This window comes from Thermoanaerobaculia bacterium (genome assembly GCA_035717485.1).
Classification (GTDB): Bacteria; Acidobacteriota; Thermoanaerobaculia; order UBA5066; family DATFVB01; genus DATFVB01.
Window position 1 is genome coordinate 1 of sequence record DASTIQ010000303.1, and the last position, 21055, is coordinate 21055.

9 protein-coding genes are annotated in these 21055 nt (G+C 72.2%); all 9 read right to left on the reverse strand.

Going from position 1 to position 21055, the window contains the following annotated elements:
• A partial coding sequence (locus tag VFS34_15875) for an ABC transporter permease (protein ID HET9795930.1) occupies positions 1-1470 on the reverse strand: 1470 nt, incomplete at its 3' end.
• Between the two features lie 2 nt (positions 1471-1472).
• Positions 1473-3893: an ABC transporter permease gene (locus tag VFS34_15880; protein ID HET9795931.1), complete on the reverse strand. Its 2421-nt coding sequence runs from the start codon at positions 3891-3893 to the stop codon at positions 1473-1475.
• 1 nt (position 3894) lies between these two features.
• The gene (locus tag VFS34_15885) at positions 3895-6411 is read right to left on the reverse strand and encodes an ABC transporter permease (protein HET9795932.1); all 2517 of its coding nucleotides are present in this window, start codon (positions 6409-6411) and stop codon (positions 3895-3897) included.
• A 9-nt stretch (positions 6412-6420) separates the two neighbouring features.
• Positions 6421-8835: an ABC transporter permease gene (locus tag VFS34_15890; GenBank protein HET9795933.1), complete on the reverse strand. Its 2415-nt coding sequence runs from the start codon at positions 8833-8835 to the stop codon at positions 6421-6423.
• Positions 8836-8845: 10 nt separating this feature from the next.
• The gene (locus tag VFS34_15895) at positions 8846-11272 is read right to left on the reverse strand and encodes an ABC transporter permease (GenBank protein ID HET9795934.1); all 2427 of its coding nucleotides are present in this window, start codon (positions 11270-11272) and stop codon (positions 8846-8848) included.
• Between the two features lie 10 nt (positions 11273-11282).
• On the reverse strand, positions 11283-13697 hold the full coding sequence (locus tag VFS34_15900) for an ABC transporter permease (protein ID HET9795935.1): 2415 nt from the start codon (positions 13695-13697) through the stop codon (positions 11283-11285).
• A 10-nt stretch (positions 13698-13707) separates the two neighbouring features.
• Positions 13708-16116, reverse strand: coding sequence for an ABC transporter permease (locus VFS34_15905; GenBank protein HET9795936.1), 2409 nt, complete (start codon positions 16114-16116; stop codon positions 13708-13710).
• A 9-nt stretch (positions 16117-16125) separates the two neighbouring features.
• Positions 16126-18588, reverse strand: coding sequence for an ABC transporter permease (locus VFS34_15910; protein HET9795937.1), 2463 nt, complete (start codon positions 18586-18588; stop codon positions 16126-16128).
• Between the two features lie 7 nt (positions 18589-18595).
• Complete coding sequence (locus VFS34_15915; GenBank protein ID HET9795938.1) at positions 18596-21052, reverse strand: ABC transporter permease; 2457 nt, start codon at positions 21050-21052, stop codon at positions 18596-18598.
• Between the last annotated feature and the right edge of the window lie 3 nt (positions 21053-21055).

A 21055-nucleotide genomic window follows, 5' to 3' on the forward strand; every position in this document is an offset into this window, starting at 1 on the left:
CGCGACGACCTTCGGAATCGCGGCGATCCGCGACTCGAGCTCCCGGGCGAACGCGGTGCGCGCCGCGGGCTGGCGATACCGCTGTCCGGGCAGCGCGACCTGGAACGCGACCGCATGGCCCGGAGCGAAGCCGGGATCGACCGCCGTGAGGCGGACGAGACTGCGCAGGAGGAGACCGGCTCCGGCGAGGAGGACGAGAGCGAGCGCGGTCTCGGCGGCGACGAGGAGCGATCCCGCCGTTCGCACGGACCGCGTGGCGGTCGCGCTTCCTCCCTCGTGCAGGGCGGCGGCCGCCCCCGGCGCCGTCCGTGCCGCGAAGACGCCGAGTCCGAGCCCGACGGCGAGCGCGACGGCGGTGTTGAACGCGAGAACGGCCGCGTCGATCGAGACGCGCGCGTGGACGGGGAGCGGGAGCGGGCTCAGGGAGAGGAGAAACGGCAGGGCGGCGTAAGCCACGAGCGCGCCGGCGGCGGCCCCTCCGCCCGCCAGCAGCAGGCACTCCGCGACGATCAGGCGGAAGCGGTCCCATGCCCCGGCGCCGAGCGCCGCCCGGATCGCGAGCTCGCGCCGCCGTGCGGCCGAGCGGGCGAGCACCAGGCTCGAGACGTTCGCGGAGGCGATCAGGAGGACGAGCGCCACGGCGCCGAGCAGCGTCAGGAGCGCGGGGCGGATCTTCCCCAGGAGATGCTCGCGCAGCGGGACGACCCGGACCGCCGTCCGCGGGTCGCCGGCGGGACGGCCGTCGAGCCGGGTGGCGAGCGCCGCGAGTTCCTGGCTTGCCGCTTCGGGCGAGACGCCGCGCCGCAGGCGCCCCGCGACGGAGAGCATGCGGACGTATCCGCGGCTGTGCGAGAAGGGATTTCGTTCGAGGGGCGTCCAGAGGTCGGCGGCTTCCAGGAACTCGAACCCGGGGGCGGCGACACCGACGATCGTCGCCGCCTCGCCGTCGACCGAGAGCGTGCGGCCGACGATTCGCGGTTCGGCGCCGAAGCGCCTCCGCCAGAGGCCGTCGCTGATCACCACGACCGGGGCCGCCGTGCGGTGCTCGGCAGCCGTGAAGCCGCGGCCGGCCGCGGGCGGGATGCCGAGCACGTCGAAGAACCCCTCCGAGACGAAGTGACCCTTGATCTGCTCGGGATCGGACCCGCCGGTCAGGACGAAATTCCAGAGCGGCGAGACGGCGATGAGGCTCTCGAAGCTCCGGCTCTGCGCCCGCCACTGGCGGAACTCGTCGAAGGAGGCCGGGCGCTCGGCGGGCTCGCGTCGGGCATCGACTCCGGCGACGAACGCGAGCCGGTCCGGCTCCCGGTACGGGAGCGAACGCAGCAGCAGCGCGCGGACGACGCTGAAGACCGCCGTGTTGGCGCCGATTCCCACGGCGAGCGTCGCGATCGCGATCGCCGCGAACTTCGGGCGCCGGCGGACCATGCGCGCGGCGACCGCGATGTCCCGGACGAGATCTCGAACCATCGTCATTCCTCCCGGAGGGCCTTCATGGGATCGGTTTTCGCGGCGCGGCGCGCGGGGATCCAGCTCGCGGCGGCGGCCGCCAGGAGCAGGAAGAGGCACGTCGCCGCGACGGTGGCGGGGTCGGCGCGGCGGGTGTCGTAGAGCAGGCTCGCGATCGACCGGGTGAGCGCCATGGCGGCTGCCATGCCCGCGACCAGCCCGAAGGCGGCCAGCCGCACTCCCTCGCCGACCGTCTGCGCCAGGATCCGCCGGGGCGGGGCGCCGAGCGCGATCCGGACGCCGATCTCGGCGGAGCGCTGCCGCACGGAGTACGACAGAACGCCGAACAGCCCGATCGCCGCGAGCGACAGGGCGATTCCGGCGAAGACTCCCAGCAGCTGGCCGATCAGGCGGCGCGACCCGATCGACTCCCCGACGATGTCGTCCATCGAGCGAAGCTCCGAAAGGGGGAGGCCGGGGTCGATCGCACGGAGGCGCTGCCGGATGAGAGGACCGAGGAACGCGGGCGGACGAGACGACCGCAGCGCGAACAGCATCGAGGGGACCGTGTGCTGGAGCGCGGAGAGGTAGAACGCTTCGCGCGGCGCGGCATCGAGTCCGTCGCTTCGGACGTCCCCGACGACGCCGACGATCTCCGCGGGAGAAGTCGATCGGCCGATGAAAACGTGGCGCCCGACCGCGTCGCGGCCCGGAAAGAACCGGCGCGCGAGGCGGCGATTGACGACCACCCGGATGGGGGCCGACGGGCCGTCCGAATCGTCGAAGAGCCGGCCGGCCTCTCGCGGGATCGCGAGCGCCCGGAAATAGTCGAACGCGACCGTGTCGAACGAGACGATCGGGCGCTCTGCGAGGGGGAGGACCGGGCCTCCTTCGGCGGCGAGCAGGGTCTGCTGGCTTCCCGCCGACAGCGGCATCGCCTGGGCGGCGCCGACCGCGGTCACTCCGGGAAGGGACCCGAGTCCCTGCCGGAGTCTCGCGAAAAACGTCCGCATTTCGTCGGGCTTCCCGTACCGCGAGGATGGGAGATCGACCCGGGCGACGACGACGTGATCGGGACGGAATCCGGGGTCCACCGCTTCGAGGTGGAGGATCGTGCGGAACAGGAGGCCGGCCCCCATCAGGAGGGCGACGGCGAGCGCGACTTCCGAGACGACGAGAATGTCGCGGATCCGCCTCCGGCGCGCCCCGCCGACGGCCCGGCCGGCGTTTTCGGCGAGCGCCGTCCGGATGTCGGTCCTCGCTCCCTGCAGCGCGGGGGCGAGACCGAAGATCAGCCCGGTCGCGACCGCGACGCCGGTCGTGGCGGCGAGCACGCGGAGATCGAGATGGATCTCCGATGCCCGGGGAACGTGCCGGGACGCGAGGGCCACGAGCGGCGGCAGCGCGATTCTCGCGAGGACCACGCCGAGAATGCCGGCGGCGACGCTCATCACGACGCTTTCGGCGAGGAACTGCCGGACCAGGCGTCCTCGGCTCGCTCCGAGGGCCTTCCGCACGGCCACCTCGCGCCCCCGCTCGATCGCGCGGACGAGCAGCAGGTTCGTCACGTTCCCGCAGGCGATGACGAGCACGAGCGCCACGGCGCCGAGAAGGATCAGCAGCATGGGCTTCGCCTCTCGGGCGAGGTCCTCGGCGAGGGGGACGAGACGGTAACGAAGGCCCTCGTCGAGGAACCCGGTCCGGCGGTCGATCGCGGCCATCCGGTCCAGATCGGCTTTCGCCTGCGCCGGAGAGACGCCGGGCTTCACGCGCGCCACGAGGTCGAGGTACGTCGAGCCGCGCTCGACGTTCCCGCGGTTGAGGAAGCTGGGTGAATCGATGCGCGGAATCCAGACGTCGACGTCGTCGTCCGGGAAATGGAAGCCGGCCGGAAGGATGCCGACGACGGCGTGGGGCGATCCGTCGATGTCGATCGACCGGCCGAGGATCCCCGGATCGGCGCCGAAGCGCTCGCGCCAGATGCGGTTGCCGAGGAGGACGGCGTCGGGACCCCCGGGAGATTCCTCGGCGGGCACGAAGTTTCGTCCGATCGACGGCCGGACGCGGAGCGTCCGCAGGACCTCCGGAGAGACGCGCGCGGCGTGGAGCCGGGCCGGTTCGCCTCCTCCGGTCAGGTTCACCGAGTCGAGGACGAACGCTCCCACCGATTCGAAGGTCCGATTCTGCGCGGAGATGTCGAGGTACCTCTGACGGGAGACCTCCGCCAGATCGAGGCCCCGCTCCGGCGCCGTGGCCCAGATCCGGACGATCCGCGCCGGGTCCTCGTACGGCAGCGGGCGGAGGAGGACGGCGTCGACCACGCTGAAGACGGCGGTGTTGGCGCCGATGCCGACCGCGAGCATGCCCGCGGCGACGAGCACGAAGCCGGGAGAGCGGCGAAGCGAGCGGACGGCCCGGGATAATTCGCCGAGGATTCCGTTCATCCTATTCGGCCCGCAGGGCGGTCATCGGGTCGACGGAAGACGCGCGCCGCGCCGGAAGCCAGGCGGCGACGGCCGCGGTCGCGAGCAGGATGGCGGCGGAGGAGGCGAGCACGACGGGGTCGAGGACGCCGAGCCCGAAGAGCTGGCTGCGCAGGACGCGCGTCGAGGCGACCGCGCCGGCCGCGCCGACGGCGAGTCCGGCGAGCGTTTGCGCGAGCGCGTCGCGCATCACGGACGTCCGGATGCGCGAGGCCGTCGCCCCGAGCGCGATGCGCACGCCGATTTCGCGGGTCCGGCGGGCGACCGAGAACGCGAGCGCCGCGTAGAGGCCGATCGCGGCCAAAAGGAGCGCGAGCGCCGCGAACGAGCCCGTCAGGATCGCGAAGACCCGTTCGACCGAGAGCGCGCCGTCGATCGCGTCGTCCTGCGTCTGCAGGTCGACGACCGGCAGGTTCGGGTCGAGCGAGGCGACGGTTTCCCGGATCGCGGCCATGGTCGCGCCGGGCTCGCCGACGCTCCGAACATGGAAAAGCATCTCGTCGGGGGCGACGGGTCTCTCCCGATAGGTCATGTAGAAGGTCGGCGGAGCGGCGTCGCGGAGCCGGTTGTAGCGGACGTTTCCCGCGATCCCGACGACGGTGACCGGGGGCCGGGCGGGCCCGAGCCGGATCGATTTGCCGAGCGGATCCTCGCCGGGGAAGACGATTCGGGCGAACTCGCGGTTGACGACCGCCGAGGGCGCCTGCGGCGACCGATCGCGCTCGTCGAGGGGACGGCCGGCAACGACCGGGATGCGGAGGGTGTCGAAGTAGCCCGCGCCGACCAGATTGACGTGCACGTCCGTCTCGCGGGGGTCGCCCGGCGTCGAGATCGTCGTCGTCGATTCTCCTCCGCCGACGGTTCCGTGGAGAGCGAGGGTCGCGGAGGCGACGCCCGGGATCGCCTCGAGCCGTCGTCGAAGTTCGTCGTAGAAGCCGGCGAGCCGCTCCCCGGCATAGCCGTTCAATCCGGGACGGACCGAAAAAAGAACGAGGTGGTCCGGGCGGAACCCGAGATCCACCCGGCGCAAGTTCGCGAGCGTCCGCGCGAACAGGCCCGCGGCCGTGACGAGCACGAGTCCGAGGGCGACCTGGGCCGCGACGAGCGCTCCCGCGCCGCGGGTCCCGGCGCGTCGTGCGCCGCCGATCGGCATCGCTTCTTTCAACGACGGGGTGAGCTCCGCGTGCGACACGCGCCACGCCGGAAGGAGACCGGCGAGGACCCCGGTGGCCGCCGCGGCGGCGAGACCGAAGAGGAGCACGCGCCCGTTCATCGGGGATGCGAGGAGAAGCGGATGCCGGCTCCGCGCCATGACGGAGAGCACCGCGGCCGTCAGCGTCTGGGCGACGATGACGGCGGCGGCGCTGGCCCCGATGCCGAGGACGATGCTTTCGGTGAGGAGTTGGCGGACCAGGCGGCCGGTGTTCGCGCCGAGACTCCGCCGGATGGCGATCTCGCGGGTGCGGGAGGTCGCCCGGGCGAGGAGCAGGCCGGCCACGTTCGTGCACGCCACCGCGAGAACGAGGATCGAAAGGCCGAAGAGGATGAGCAGAGGCGTCGCGAGCCGATGCCGCGTCCAGTCTTCTCCCCGGGCGAGAGGACGCAGCGCGAGGACCGGCCGGCCCGGCTCGTCGCCGGCCGAGCGGGGGGGAAGGAATCGGTCGAAGATCGCGCGCGATTCCTGGAGCGCGACGGGGGAACGCACGCCGGGCCGGAGGAGGCCGCCGATCTCGATCCACCACGTGCCCGGGTCGCGGTACGGATCGAGGCCCTGTCCCATCCAGTCCGGAAGCACGGCGGGGAACGATCGGAGCGGCATCCAGAGATCCGGCGCCGACCCCGGCTCGAGCCCGAAGAACGCGCCGGGAAGGACGCCGACGAGCAGAACGCTCCGGCCGTTGATCAGGATCGGCCTTCCGACGGCCCCGCGATCACCTCCGAGGAGGCTCTCCCAAAAGCGGTGCGAGATCACGGCCACGGGCGGGGCTCCGGTCCGGTCGTCGGAGGGGAGGAGCGTGCGTCCGATCGAGGGAGGAACGCCGAGGACGTCGAAGAACGACCCGGACACGAACCGTGTCACCGCGGAGGAACCGCGGCCGGCGATCTGGATGTTCACGGAAGGGTCGTTCGCCATGATCGCAAAGGTCCGCGAGAACGCGCGGCTCTGCGACTGGAATGCTTCGAAGACGGGATACGGGAAGGAAGTGGTCCACGTCGCCCCGGTCCGCTCGTCCTTCCGCGAGCTCCCCTCGAGGTCCTGCACGATTTTGGGCCAGGCGCGCGCGGACCACGTGAGCAGAGCGAGGGAAGAAGGCTCGCGGACCGGCAAACGGCGCATCAGGAGCGCGTCGACGACCGAGAAGACCGCGAGGTTCGCGCCGACGCCGAGCGCGAGAGTCGCGATCGCGGCCGCGGCGAGTCCGGGTCGCCGCGCGAGCGACCGGAAGGCATACCGAAGGTCGTTTCCGAATCCGGTCATGTTTCTCCCTCACTCCTGTCGAAGGGCGGCCATCGGGTCGATCGACGAGGCGCGGCGCGCGGGAAGGAGCGCCGCGATCAGCGCGACGGCGAAGAGGATCCCGGAGACCGCCGCGTAGGTCGCCGGGTCGAACGGCTTCACGCCGAAGAGGATCCCGGAGAGGAGACGCGTCAGCAGGAGCGCTCCCGCCAGCCCGGCGGCGAGCCCGATCCCCGCGAGCCGGGCCGCTCCGCCGAGGACCATCGCGACCACGTCGCGCCGCCGGGCGCCGATCGCGATCCGGACGCCGATCTCGCGCGTGCGCGCCGCGACGGCGTAGGAGAGGACGCCGTAGATCCCGATCGCGGCGAGGGCGAGCGCCGCGGCGGAGAAGACCGCGAGCAGGAACGCGTAGAAGCGCGGCGCCGAAACCGACCGGGAGACGACCTCTTCCATGGACGTCATCCCCACCACCGGTAGGTCCGCGTCCATGCGGCCGACGGCGTCCCGGACCGCCCGTCCCGCCGTTTCGGGCCGCTGCACGGTCCGGACGACGACGGTCAGGCCGGAGACCCCGACCTGGTCGAGCGGAAAGTAGGCGGCGGGCGCGGGCTCCTCGGAGAGGGACTCGTCGCGCGTGTCGCCGACGATGCCGACGATCGTTCCTTCGACGTTCTCCTTCACCGGTCGCGCCCCCATTCGGAGGTATTTCCCGATCGCGTCCCCGTTCGGCCAGAACCGGCGGGCGGCGGATCGGGTGATCAGGAGCACGCGCTGTCCGCCCCGGCGGTCGTGATCCGTGAACAGCCGCCCGGCGACGAGGGGGATCCGCATCGTCGAGAAGTAATCGGGGGAGACGACGCGGAGGTTCATCGACGGCTCGTCGGATTTCGCGACCGGAGCGCCCTCGACCGTGAACGAACTGCTGAAGCTCGAGGTCGAGAGCGGCGCGCAGAAGACGGCGCCCGACGCCCGCACCCCGGGGATGCGGTCGAGCCGGGCGAGGAGGTCCCGGTAGAACGCCGAACGCGAGGCGGGATCCTTGTACTTCGCGTCGAGCGAAAGGTCGAAGGTGAGGACGTGGTCCGGCCGGAAGCCGGGATCGACGCGCACGAGGTTCGCGAAGCTCTTGACGAGGAGCCCGGCCCCGGCGAGGAGCAGGAGCGCGAGCGCCATCTCGGCGGCGACGAGGAAATCGCGCGTCCGCCGGCGGGCAGGACGGTCGCCGGGCGCGGTTTCCCGGAGAGAAGCCGGAAGGCTCGACGCGGTCGCGCGGAGCGCCGGCGCGAGCCCGAAGAGGATCGCGGTCGCGGCGGCGATCGCCGCCGTCGCGGCGAGCACCGCGCCGTCGATCCCCGCTTCCGCGAGCCGCGGGATGTCCGTCGGGCCGAAGCGGGCGATCCATCGGTCGGCCAGGACCGCGAGGCCCACGCCGGCCGCGGTCCCGGCCGCCGCGAGCAGCATCGATTCCGTGAGCAGCTGGCGGACGATCCGGGCGCGTCCCGCGCCGAGCGCCCGTCGCACGGCGATCTCGCGCTCGCGCCGGGCCCCCCGGGCGAGCAGCAGGTTCGCGACGTTCCCGCATGCGATCAGCAGCACGAGGGTGACCGCGCCGGTCAGGACGAGGAGCGCGGGCTTCACCTTCCCGACGATCTGTTCCTTGAGGATGCGGAGGGAGACGGTATGTCCCTTGTCCTGGTCGGGATACGCCGCCGCCAGACGCGCCGCGATCCCCTTCATCTCGGCCTCCGCGGTGGCGAGCGACACCCCGTCGCGGAGACGGCCGACGACCGAAATGTAATGGGCTCCCCGCTGGCGCCCGACGTCCGGACCGAAGTCGAGCGGCGTCCACAGGTCGTGGCTTCCGAGCGGAAAAACGAGGTCCGCCGTGGCCACGCCGATCACGGTGTACGGTTCGCCCCCGAGGCGGATCGTCGAGCCGACCGCGTCGGGCCGCCCGCCGAACCGGCGCAGCCACAACGCGTGGCTCAGGACGGCGACGTGGTCCTTGCCGGCCGCGCACTCCGCCGGGGAGTACACGCGGCCGAGCGCCGGCCGCACCCCGAGAACGGAGAAGAACGAGCCCGTCGTCGAGGCGTAGTCCACCTGCTCGGGTTCTCCCGATCCGGTCAGCGGATCCGAGCTCCGCGCGTAGGCGGCGAGGTCCGAGAACGACCGGTTCTGCGCGCGCCAGTCGAGGAAGTTCGGGGGGGATGCGGTCATCCCGAGCATGTTCTTCTCCGGCATGTCCTCGCGGATCATCACGAGGCGGTCGGGACGCGGGAACGGGAACGGCCGGAGGAGGACGCCGTTGACGACTCCCAGGACCGCCGTGTTGATGCCGATCCCGAGGGCGACGGTCGCGATCGCGACCGCGGTGAACGAGGGAGTCCGCCGGAGGCCGCGCCAGGCGTAACGAAGGTCCGAGACCAGGTCCGTCATCATCGTCTTCTCCTCACGATTCCCGCAGGGCCGCCGCCGGGTCGAGCCGCGTCGCGCGGCGCGCCGGGACGAGGGAGGACGCCAGTGCGAGGCCCGCCGCGAGCACCGCGACGACGCCGAACGTCCCGGGGTCGCGGGGGCCGACCCCGTAGAGCTGACCGGCGAGGAGCCGCGTGGCGGCGAGCGAGCCCGCGAGCCCGAGCGCGACCCCCGCCGCGATACGGCCGGCGCTCCCGCCCGCGACGAGGCCGAGGATGTTTCCGCGGGTCGCGCCGAGCGCGATGCGGATGCCGAACTCGCGGCTCCGCTGGAGGACCGACTTCGAGGCGACGCCGTAGATGCCGATCGCGGAGAGGAGGAGAGCGATTCCCGCAAAGACGTTCAGGAGCACCGCCGCGAACCGGCGCTGTCCGGCCGACGCCGCCCGCGTCTGCTCCATCGTGGCGACGCCGTCGACGACCTGGTCGCGGTCGAGCTCGCGAACGGCGCGGCTCGCCGCGGCGGCCACCGCGGCGGGAGCGCGCTCCGCCCGGATCACCAGCGTCATGTCGTTGTCGGCCCGGAACTGTTCCTCGGGGAGGTAGATCTGGGGCGAGGGGGGAACGTCCAGGCCCCGGTGCCGCACGTCGCCGACGATGCCGACGATCGTTCGCCACGGCCCGTCCGTTCCGCCGACCTTCACGCGGCGGCCGAGGGCGTCGGCGGTTCCCCAGAAGCGGCGCGCGAGCGTCTCGTTCACGACGACGACCGGGTTCGCCCCCGCCCGGTCGGCCGCGGTCAGCCCGCGTCCCTTCCGAAGCGGGATCCCCATCGCCGCCAGATACTCCGGGCTCACCGAAAAACGATCCGCCGAGGGGTCGTTTTCCGGATTCGCGTTGGGCCGGTCCTCCGCGTGGACGCCGTAGGCGTCGAAGTCGTTGCCGAGAGGAAGCTGGCTGACGACCGCCGCCGATCGGACTCCCGGGAGCGCGCGGACGCGGTCGAGGGCCCGCCGGTAGAACGCGACGATCGCGGCGTCCTCCCGGAACCGCGGTCCGGAGAGATGGACCTTCATCGAGACGAGGTTCTTCGGCTCGAAACCGGGGTCGACGTCGAAGAGGCGCGCGAGGCTCCGGATGAGAAGGCCGGCGCCGCAGAGCAGGACGACCGCGAGGGCGACGTCGAGGACGACGAGACTGCCGAGGAAGCGGCGACGCCCGGGTCCCGCCGTTCCTCCCGAAACGTCGGCGATCGCCGCGGCGGGGTCGATCCGGTTCGCCGCGAGCGCGGGGGCGAGGCCGAACGCGATCCCCGTGGCGATCGAGACGGCCGCGCAGGCGAGGAGAACGCGGACGTCGATTCCCACGCCGGAGGTCCGCGGAAGGTCGATCGGGGCCGCGAGGAGCAGGGCGCGCGCGGCGGCGCCGGAAAGGACCAGACCCAGCGCGCCTCCCGTCAGCGAGAGGAGCAGGCTTTCGGTCAGGAGCTGGCGGACGAGCCGCGCGCGTCCGGCGCCGAGAGAAATGCGAACGGCGATCTCCCTCCGGCGCTCCGCCATCCGCGCGACGAGGAGGCTCGCGACGTTCGCACAGGCGAGGAGGAGAACGAGCGCGACGGCGCCGAGCAGGATCAGAAGAGGCGTGCGCACCGGTCCGAAGATCGTCTTCGCGAGCGGCTCGACGGCGACCCGGGTCGAGTCGTACTCGGTCGGAAACGCCCGGGCGAGCGCCGCCTGGATGGCCGAGAGATCGGCCGATGCCCGCGCCATGGTGACTCCCGGCTTCAGACGCCCGAATGCCCGCAGGTGATGGCAGGTGCGGCAGGCCCAGGCGAGCGTGGCGTCGTAGCCGAGGGGGGCCCAGATCTCCGTTTCGCCGCGCCGGCTGATCGCGAAGACGGATTCGAATCCCTCGGGAAGGACGCCGACGAGCGTGTAGGTCGTCCCGCCGAGCGAGATCGTCCGGCCGACGACCGACGGATCGCCGCCGAACCCGCGGACGAACAGCCCGTGCCCGATGATCGCGACGTGATTGCGTCCCGGGCGGTCCTCTTCGGGGAGGAAGTCCCGCCCGAGGGCGGGACGGACCCCGATCATCCGGAAGAATCCCTGGCTCACGCGCAGCCCCTCGAGCGGCACGGCCGAAGCGCCTCCGAGGAGCGTCGGGCTCCAGTAGGACGCGACGGCGATGTCCTCGAAGCTCTTCGTCTGCCGCCTCCAGTCGGCGTAGGTGGCCCAGCCGACGTTGTCGCGGTTCCCGGCCGGGTCGAGCTCGGCGAGCGAGGCGATCGCCTCCGAGTGCGGGAACCGGAGCGGACGCAGGAGCACCCCGTCCACGACGGAGAAGATCGCGGTGTTCGCACCGATCCCGATCGCGAGCGTCGCGATCGCGACCGCCGTGAAGCCCGGCGACTTTCGGAAGCCGCGCAGCGCGAATCGGACGTCCTGGAGCAGACCGCTCATGGCTTCTCCTTCACTCTTCTCTCAAGGCCTTCATCGGATCGATGCGCGCCGCGCGGCGGGCGGGAAAGTAGGCGGCGGCCATCGCCACCGCGACGAGGATTGCGGGCACGGCGGCGAAGACCGCGGGGTCTCCCGCCGAAACGCCGAAGAGCACGGAACGCAGCACGCCCCGGGCGGCGTAAGCCGCCGCGAGCCCGGCCGCGATTCCGATCGCGACCGCGGGAACGATCCTTCGCACGACGCCGGCCACGACCTCCCTTCGCGTGGCGCCGAGCGCCATCCGGATTCCGATCTCCCGGGTGCGGCCGGCCACGATCCGGCCGACGACGCCCCAGAGGCCGCCTGCCGAGAGCGCCAATCCGACCGCGGTGAAACCGCCGAGGAGCACGAGGAGGAAACGTCGTCCGGCGAGAGAGCGGTCCGCCACCTCTTCCAGGGACGCGACTCGATAGAGCGGCTGCCTCGGATCGACGCGCCGAACCGCCGCGGCGAGGGTCTCGGCGATCCTGCGCGGCGGGACGCTCGTCCGAATGACGAGGGTCATGGCGCTCATGGGCCGCTGCGCCGCGGCGTAGTAGATCTCGCTCGTCGGCGCCGTGTCGACGGCGAGGCGCACGTCTCCGGCGACTCCCACGACGGTGAACCAGGGACGCGGCTTGCCCGTTCCCTCCCGGGCGTTCGTGAAGCGCCGCCCCAGCGGGTCCTCGCCGGGCCAGAATCGCCGGGCCGCCGCGGCGCTCACGACGGCGACGAGAGGTTTCCCGGCGTCGTCGGTCGGGAGCAGGGAGCGGCCGCGGAGCACCGGAATCCGCATCGTCGAGAAATAGTCGGGCGCGACAATCGCGACGTCGGTCGAGGGAACGTTCGCCGCGGGTGGTTCCGGACGGCCTTCGACGACGATTCCATCCTGACGGTCTCCGGAGCCGAGCGGGAGCGGATTGACGGCGGATGCCCGGGTGACGCCCGGCAGGCGGCGAGATTCGGCCAGCACCGCGTCGAAGAAGCCGGGCCCCCGGGCCGGGTTCGACGCCTCTTCCGGAGCGTCGAGCCGCGCGGTGAGGAGGTGGGACGGCACGAATCCCGGGTCGACCCGAAGGAGCGCCCAGAAGCTCCGCCCGAGCAGCCCCGTCCCGCAAAGGAGGACGAGGCACAGCGCGATCTCGCCGGCGATGAGCGTCGCCGCGACGCGCCCGCGGCGGGGGCCGTCTCCCTCGCGGCGGGCGAGGAGGTTCGGGCTCCTGGCGGAACGGAGCGCGGGGACGAGCCCGAAGAGGATTCCAATCGCCAGCGTGACGGCGGCGAGGACCGCGAGAACGCCTCCGTCGAGCTTCACCTCGTCCAGGCGCGCGATCTCGATCGTCCGCGACGACACGACGACGCGAAGGAGAGCCTGCGCCAGAACGAGCCCGGCGAGGGCGCCGGCGGCCGCGAGCACCACGCTCTCCGTCAGGAGCTGCCGGACGAGCTGCCGTCGCGCCGCGCCGATCGCGAGGCGGATCCCGATCTCACGTCGTCGCTCCGACCAGCGCGCCATCAGCAGGTTCGAGATGTTCGCGCACGCCATGAGGAGGAGCAGCAGGGCGGAGCCCGAAACGATGAGGAGGGCGGGACGGACGTCTCCGACCACGCTCTCCTGGAGCGACTCGAGTTCGATGCCGTTCTTTCCGTTTTCGGCGGGGTACGCCGCCGCCAGCCGCCGGCGCACGAGCTCCATGTCGGAGCGGGCCGCCGCCAGCGACACGCCGGGCCGGAGGCGGCCGATGGCATAGAGGCCGGGATGGCTCTGGCGCATCATCACGTCGGAACCGGGGTCACGGGCCCACGGTCCGAGGGGCGTCCACAGGTCGGCGTCGCCGTAGTCGTAGAACCGGACGTTCGGCGGGGCAATGCCGACGACCGTCCGGGCCGACCCGCCGATCACCAGCGGACGCCCGACGATCGAGCGGTCCGCGCCGAAGCGCCGTTCCCAGAGCGCGTGGGAAACGAAGACGACCGGCGGCGCTCCGGGAAGATCGTCGGCCGGTTCGAGCGTGCGTCCGAGAAACGCCGGCAGACGCAGGGTCGCGAAGAAATTGCCGGAGACGACATGCGCGTTGAGCCTTTCCGGCGGAGCGCCGGGGAGGGTCGTGCTCGTTCCCGTGAACGCCGCGAGCGACTCGAAGGAGCGGTTTCGGTCTCGCCAGTCGAGATAATTCGGATACGAAACCGAGATTTCCGAGCCGTCCCGGCGCGTCTCGGCCAGTCGGACGAGCCTCCGCGCCTCGGGGTAGGGGAGGGGGTCGAGCAGGACGCTCTTCGCGACCGAGAAGATCGCGGTGTTCGCGCCCGTTCCGAGCGCCAGGATCAGAACGGCGAGCGCGGTGAATCCCGGCCGCCTGCGGAAGCCGCGCAGCGCGAATCGCACGTCCTGGAGCAGACCGCTCATGGCTTCTCCTTCACTCTTCTCTCAAGGCCTTCATCGGATCGATGCGCGCCGCGCGGCGGGCGGGGAACCACGCCGCCGCGATTCCCGTCGTGAAGAGAAGGGCCGAGACGGCGGCGAAGGTGGCGAGGTCGGCCGGCCTCACGCCGAACAGGAGGCTCGTCAGGAGCCGGCTCGCGACGGCGGCCGCGGCGATTCCGGCGAGGAGACCCGCCGCGACGACCCGCGCGCCCTCGCCGACGATCAGGCTCACGACTCGGCCGCTCCGCGCGCCGAGCGCGATGCGGATCCCGATCTCGCGCGTCCGCTCCGTGACGCGGTACGAAATGACTCCGTAGATCCCGATCGCGGCGAGGAGGAATGCCGCTCCGGCGAATCCCGCCACGGCCTGGGCGAGATGGCGCCGGGAAGCGAGCGACTGCGAAACGAGATGCGGATAGACGTCGAGATCGTCGGTCGGGAGCTCGGGATCCGCCGCGCGGAGGCGCCCGCGGATGGCGGCGAGCAGAGCGGCGGGCGAGCGCCGGGCGCGCACCACGAACACCGCCCGCCGGACCGGCCACTGCCCGAGGGGGACGTCCACTTCGGGGACCGCCGGAAGGTCCAGGCTCTCCTGCCGGACGTCGTCGGAGACGCCGACGACCGTGCGCCAGGGATTGGCGGGATCGCGGCGGCCGATCTTCAGCCGGCGCCCGATCGGATCCTTGCCGCTCCAGAACCGGCGGGCGAAGGCGCCGTTGACGATCGCGACGGGCTCGGAGCCGGCGCGGTCGCGGACGTCGAAGGAGCGGCCGCGCTCGATCGCGATCCCGAGCGCGCGGAACGCGGACCCGCCCGCCACGCGGTACTGGACGTGCGGCGGATCGATCGCGGGATCGTCGTCGCCGTCGAGGAGCAGCCCCGAACCCGAGTCGTTTCCCGAGAGCGGAATGATGTTGACGACCCCCGCCGAGTCCGCGCCCGGAATCGATGCGAGATCGACCGCCGTCCGTTCCAGGAAATCGGCGGCCGCCGGAAGCGACGGATATCGAGCCTCCGGCGGATCGACGGAGACCGCCGCCACCTTCGCGGGCTCGAATCCGGGATTCACGCGCTCGAGGTTCCAGAACGTGCGAAGAAGGAGCCCGCCCGAGAGGAGGAGCACCAGGGAGAGGGCGACTTCGCCGGCGACGAGCGCCTGGCGCAGACGCGTTCCGGAACGCGGAGCGGAAGGGAGCGATCCGGCGAGTCCCGCTCGGGTCCGGGCGTTCTCGCCGACGGCCTGGAGCGCGGGCGCGAGACCGAACGCGACGCCGGTTGCCGCCGCGAGTCCCGCCGCGAAGAGGAGCGAGGCCGGGTGGAGGCCGATCTCCGGGCCGCGAGGCATCCCGAAAAGGAACGCCGCGGCGCTGGCCACGCCGATCGCGGCGAGGCCGATTCCGGCCGCGGCTCCGGCGGCGGCGAGGACGACGCTCTCGGTCAGGAGTTGCCGGACGAGGCGAAGCCGGCTCGCCCCGACCGCGAGACGGATCGCGATCTCGCGCCGGCGGCGGGACGCGCGCGCCAGCAGCAGGTTCGCGAGGTTCGCGCACGCGACGAGCAGGACGAAGAGGATCGCCCCGAGCGCGACGCGGAGGGAGCCCGCGGCCGGCCCGGCCATGTCCTCGCGCAGCGGAGCGATTCCGATCCCGTCTCCGCGCGAGACCGGGTGATCTCGCGCGACTGCTTCGGCGATCGCGCTCATCTCGGCCCGGGCTCGGGAGAGCGGCACGCCCGCCTTGAGCCGTCCGAAGACGTCGAGATGGTGACTGTGGAAATTCGCGGAGGCGACGGCGTCGAAGACGAGGGGAGCGATCGCGTCGACCTTTCCATACCAGTTGAAGCCCTCGGGGAGGACCCCGACGACCGTCGTCGGCCGGCCGTCGAGGAGGATCGATCCACCGACGATCCTCGGGTCGCCCTGGAGCCGGGTCTTCCAGAGCGCCGAGCTGATGACCGCGGTCGCCGGCGCTCCGGGACGCCCCTCGGCCGGCGTGAAGAACCGGCCCGCGAGGGGTCGCACGCCCAGGAGCTCGAGGAAGTTCGCGCTCGTCCGGATTCCCTCGATCTGGTGGGATTCGCCGCCCGACGTGAGCGTGAAGCCGGGATAGAGGACCGCCGCCAGCCCGTCGAAGGACCTCGCCCTCGCCTGCCAGGCGACGAATTCGCCATCGGCGACGACCGTCTTGTCGATTCCCTTCGCGGGGCGGGTCTCGAAGAGGCGGACGAGCCGACCGGGCCCGGGGAAGGGGAGAGGCTTCCAGAGCACCGAATAGATGACCGAAAAGACCGTCGTCGTCGACCCGATCCCGAGCGCGAGCATGAGGACCGCGACCGAGGTGAAACCGGGGCTCTTGCGCAGTCCCCGCAGCGCGTACCGGACGTCCTGGAGAAGGGTGTTCATCGGGTCACCTCATTCCTCCCGCAGGGCCGTCATCGGATCCACCCGGGAAGCGCGAAGAGCGGGAACGAGCGCCGAGGCGAGGGCGATGCCTCCCAAGGCCGCGCCGACGGCGACGATCGTCGCCGGATCGGGCTGCGCGACGCCGTAGAGGATCGACCCGAGGAGCCGGCCCAGCCCGAAAGTCAGCGGAGCTCCGAACGCCAGGCCGAGCGCGCCGAGCGTCACGCCCTGTTGGAGGACGAGCCGGACGATTTCCGACGGGCGCGCTCCCAGCGCCATCCGGATGCCGATCTCCTTCGTCCTCTGCGCGACGCCGTAGGCGATCAACCCGCCGACCCCGATCGCCGCGAGGAGGAGCGCGAGGACGGCGGTGGTCCCGAGGAGTCCCGCCGCGATCCGGACCATGGCGGTGGATTCGAGAACGACCCCGTTCATCGTCCGGATCTCGTCGACGGGCTGCGCCGGATCGACGGCGGCGACGGCCCGGCGGGCGGGCGCGAGGAGCGCGCCGGGGTCCCCGGCGGATCGCAGGATCGCGAACATTCCCGGATTCGGCGCCTGCCGGAAGGGACGGTAGACGGTCAGCCGCGGAACCCGGTCGGACCAGTACTGGCGGACGTCGCTCGCGACGCCGACGATCGTGATCCACGGTCCGGGATCGTTGCCGGCGAAGAGACGAATGCGGCGTCCCGCCGCGCCGCCTTTCCCGTCGAGCCGCCGCGCGAGCTCTTCCGAGACGATCGCGACCTCCGGCGAACCGGGAGCGTCTCCCTCGCGAAAGTCGCGGCCGCTCCGGAGCGGAATCCGAAGCGAACGGAAATAGTCGGAGCTGATCGCCTGAACGTCGACGAGCGGGCGCTCGGACGGCGACGCGGCCGCGCGTCCTTCCGCTTCCATTCCGGCGGCGGGGAACGGGCCGAGATCGGCCGGCACCTGCTTCGAGAGGCTCGCCGCGCGGACGCCCGGGATCGCGCGAAGACCCGCGAGCACCCGGTCGAAGAACGCCGCCTGCCGGGAAGCGTCGCCCCGGGTCTCCTCCGAAAGGTGGATGCGCATCGTGATCACGCCGTCCGGATCGAAATCGCGATACGCGCCGATGAGTCCGCGGAAGCCGCGAAGGAGGAAGGCGGCGCCGGAGAGGAGAACGAGGGCGAGCGCCACCTGGGCGATGACGAGCGCGGTCTGCGTGCGCGCCCGCCGGGGATCCGCGCTCGCCCTTCCCGATCCGCCGAGAGAGTGAACGAGCGAAGTCCGCCTCAGGCGGAGCGCCGGCATCGCCGAGAAGAGGAGACCCACTCCGGCGGCGACGGCGGCGGTGAAGAGCAGAGCGGGAGTTTCGAGACGAATCGCGGTCCACCCCGGCAGCCATTTCGCGATCGACGAGGGAAGAGCGACGCGGATCAGCTTGAGGGCGGCGTCGGCGATCCAGAGGGCCAGGGCCGCCGCGGCGCCGGCGAGGAGCGTCCACTCGGCGGCGATGAGGGCGATCAGGCGCCCCCTCCCCGCGCCGAGGGCGCTCCGGATCGCCAGCTCGCGCCGGCGGCGGGCTCCCCGTGCGAGCAGGAGGCTCGCCACGTTGACGCAGGCGATGACGAGGACGAAGAGCGCGGCCGCTTCGAAGACGACCACGAAGGGCGCCATCGGACCGGAATGGGCGTCGCGAAGCGGAACGGTGAGGAAGCTTTTCCCGCCGAACGTTTCCGGGTAGTCGCGGCGAAGACGCGCTTCGACGGCGCCGACCCGGGCGCGCGCGGCCGGGAGGGACGTACCCGGACGGCGGCGCGCCACCATGAGAAAAGTCGGTATTCGGCGGTCGGCGCGTTCGGCCGGCGTCGGCGCCCACGGCACCCACACGTCGACGCCTCCCGGGGGATACGCGAAACTGCGGGGCATCACGCCGACGATCGTGTAGGCGCGGCCGTCGAGATTCATCGCCGAGCCGACCGCCGCCGGCGAGGCGGCGAGCCGGCGCCTCCAGAAGCCGTCGCTGACGACCGCCACCCGGTCGCGTCCCGGAACGTGCTCGTCGGGCGAGAAGAGGCGGCCGAGCTCCGGCGCGGCGCCGAGAGCGGCGAAGAACCCTTCGGTCACCGGGGAGCCGGCGACGTGCTCCGGATCGCCGATCCCGCCCAGGCGAAAGTCCCCGAACCCGCAGGCGCCGATCGACTGCCACGGACCCCGCTCCCGAATCAGGTCGTCGGCGTCGCCCGGAGGGACGAGGGATCGATGCCCTTCTCCTCCTTCATGCGAGGCAGGGCTGCCGGCTTTCGCGGGGAGGGATTCGAGGATGCTCACGACGCGCTCGAGGTGCGGAAACGGAAACGGCCGGAGGAGCAGGGCGTGGGCGACGGAGAAGACCGCGGCGTTCGCGCCGATGCCGAGCGCGAGCGTCCCGATCGCGAGAAGAGAGAACCCGGGATTCTTGGCGAGGCTCCGAAAGGCATGGCGGAAGGTGCGGGCGGCTTCGATCACGAGTTCCTCACTCTTCCCGCAGCGCCGTCAGAGGATCGATGCGGACGGCGCGGCGAGCCGGCACGGCGCACGCGAGGAACGCGATCGCGCCGAGCACGGCCGCGACCCCGATCAACGTCGCCGGGTCCGATCGCCCGACGCCGAAAAGGAATCCTTCGAAGAGACGTCCGAGGAGGAGCGCGCCGGCGAGCCCGGCGGCTCCGCCGAGAGCGACGAGGCGCATTCCCGACCCGACGACCATCCGGAAGACCGTGTCCGGCCGAGCGCCGATCGCGACGCGGACCCCGATCTCATGGGTCCGCTGGGCCACCGTGTACGAGATGACGCCGAAGATACCGATCGCGGTGAGCGCGAGGGCGAGCCCGGCGAAGAGGGCGACGAGGAGCGAATTGAACTTTTCGCCGGCGACCGAATCGGAGACGTAACGGGAGAGCGGCTGCGGCGCATACACGGGGAGGTCGGGATCGACGCGGCCGACGATTCGCCGGATCGACGCGAGAGCCGCCGCCGGACCGCCGGCGCTTCGGACGACGAGCCACATCGAGCTGAAACCGGCCTGCGCCTCGGGGACGTACACCATCGGGCCGGGTTCCTCGCGCAGTCCGTCGAGCTTGACGTCTCCGACGACCCCCACGATCTCCCGGAAGGCGGGTTGCTCGCTGCCCGACGAGACGCTCGGCCGGATCCGCCGTCCGAGCGCGTTTCCGTCGGGAAAGAACTTCCGGGCGAGGGCCTCGTTGACGACGGCGACTCCGGGGCCGTCGAGATCGTCGCGCCGATCGAACTCCCGCCCCGCCCGGACGGCGATCCCGAGCGTCCGGAAATACCCGGGCTCCGCCACCGCGAAGGCCGCTTCCCACGGAAAACGCCGGCTCGACGAGGAGACCGTCGGAGCGATGCCGGCGCCCGGCTCGAGGGCGAACCCGATCCTGTTTTCGAAACCGGAGAGGGGAAGCGGCATCACCGCGCCGGCCGAGACGATTCCGGGGGCGCTTCGAAGATCGTCGACGACCGATGCATAGGCCGCGGACGCCCGTTTCGCGTCCGGATACCGGAGCCCCGGCAGGTCGAGCCGCGCCGTGAGCACGCCTCGGGCGTCGAAACCCGGGTCGACGCGCACGAGCCGGGCGAGGCTGCGGAGCAGGAGTCCCGCGCCGGCGAGCAGGACGAACGCCACGGCGACCTCGCCGATCAGGAGTCCCGCCCGGAGCCGGTGCCGCCCGCCGCCCGCGGTCGAACCCCGCTCCCGGAGAGCGTCCGCGAGGTTCGGGGTCGCGGAGGCGATCGCCGGGGCGAGGCCGAAGAGGATGCCCGTCGCGAGCGAGAGCGCGAGGGCGAAGACGAGGACGCCCAGGTCGAGGGTGACGTCTCCCGAGCGCGGGACGCGTCCGCCGGAGGCCGCGAGGAGAGCGGGAACCCCCCAGGCCGCGAGAAGGGTGCCGGCGACGCCGCCGACGACCGCCAGGACGACGCTCTCGGTCACGAGCTGTCCGACGATCCGGATCCGGCTCGCGCCGATCGCGGCGCGAATGGTGATCTCCGCCCGCCGGGCGGCCGAGCGGGCGAGAACGAGGTTGGCCGCGTTCGCGCAGGCGATCAGGAGCACGAGCCCGACGGCCGCGATGAGCATCGTGAGGGCGGGCCGCGCGTTTCGCACGAGGGGCTCGGCCGCGGGAACGACGCGGACGCTGAAGTTCCCGTCCGTGTCGGGATATTCCTTCTGGAGGCGGGCCCCGATCGCCGTCATCTCGTTCTGCGCACGCGCGAGAGTGACGCCGGGCTTGAGCTTTCCGAACACGTCGATGAAGTGCGCGCCGCGCGTTTCCGCCGGTGACGGCCCGTCGCTCGACTCGTGGGCGAACGCGGCGGACAGCCACAGCTGTGCCGCGGAGCCGGCGACGGGAAGCCGGAATCCGGGGCGCAGGATTCCGATCACGGTGAACGCGCGACCGTTCAACCGCAGCGACGATCCGACGGCGTCCCGCCGCCCGCCGAGAATCGTTCTCCAGAAACCGTCGCTCACGACGATCACCCGCGCGCCGGCGCGGTCGTCTTCATCCGCGAAGATCCGGCCGGCCGCGGGACGCACGCCGAGAGCGCGCATCAGGCCGGCGGTGACCGCCGCGGCGTCGACGTGCTCCGGCTGCGTGGCGCCGCTGACGGAGAGGTCCATCGGATAGGTTCCACCGACCTCCTCGAAAACCGTGCTTCGCGATCGCCAGTCGGTCATGTCGGGGAAGCTCGCGGCACCCATCTCGGGTCCGTGGCTCGTCGCCGTCCGGAGCGCGACGATCCGGTCCGCATCCGGATACGGGAGAGGTTTCAGCAGCACTCCGCGCACGACCGAGAAGATCGCCGTGTTGGCGCCGATGCCGAGCGCGAGCGTCGCGATCGCGGCGGCGGCGAAGCCGGGCGACTTGCGGAGGGACCGGAGCGCGTAGCGGAGATCGTGGACGATGCTCATGGA

What these genes read in the sequence shown, in the direction of transcription:
- VFS34_15885 (HET9795932.1), bottom strand. Translation starts at nt 6,411, where the DNA reads ATGACCGGATTCGGAAACGACCTTCGGTATGCCTTCCGGTCGCTCGCG.
- VFS34_15890 (HET9795933.1), bottom strand. Translation starts at nt 8,835, where the DNA reads ATGATGACGGACCTGGTCTCGGACCTTCGTTACGCCTGGCGCGGCCTC.
- VFS34_15915 (HET9795938.1), bottom strand. Translation starts at nt 21,052, where the DNA reads ATGAGCATCGTCCACGATCTCCGCTACGCGCTCCGGTCCCTCCGCAAG.
- VFS34_15880 (HET9795931.1), bottom strand. Translation starts at nt 3,893, where the DNA reads ATGAACGGAATCCTCGGCGAATTATCCCGGGCCGTCCGCTCGCTTCGC.
- VFS34_15895 (HET9795934.1), bottom strand. Translation starts at nt 11,272, where the DNA reads ATGAGCGGTCTGCTCCAGGACGTCCGATTCGCGCTGCGCGGCTTCCGA.
- VFS34_15900 (HET9795935.1), bottom strand. Translation starts at nt 13,697, where the DNA reads ATGAGCGGTCTGCTCCAGGACGTGCGATTCGCGCTGCGCGGCTTCCGC.
- VFS34_15905 (HET9795936.1), bottom strand. Translation starts at nt 16,116, where the DNA reads ATGAACACCCTTCTCCAGGACGTCCGGTACGCGCTGCGGGGACTGCGC.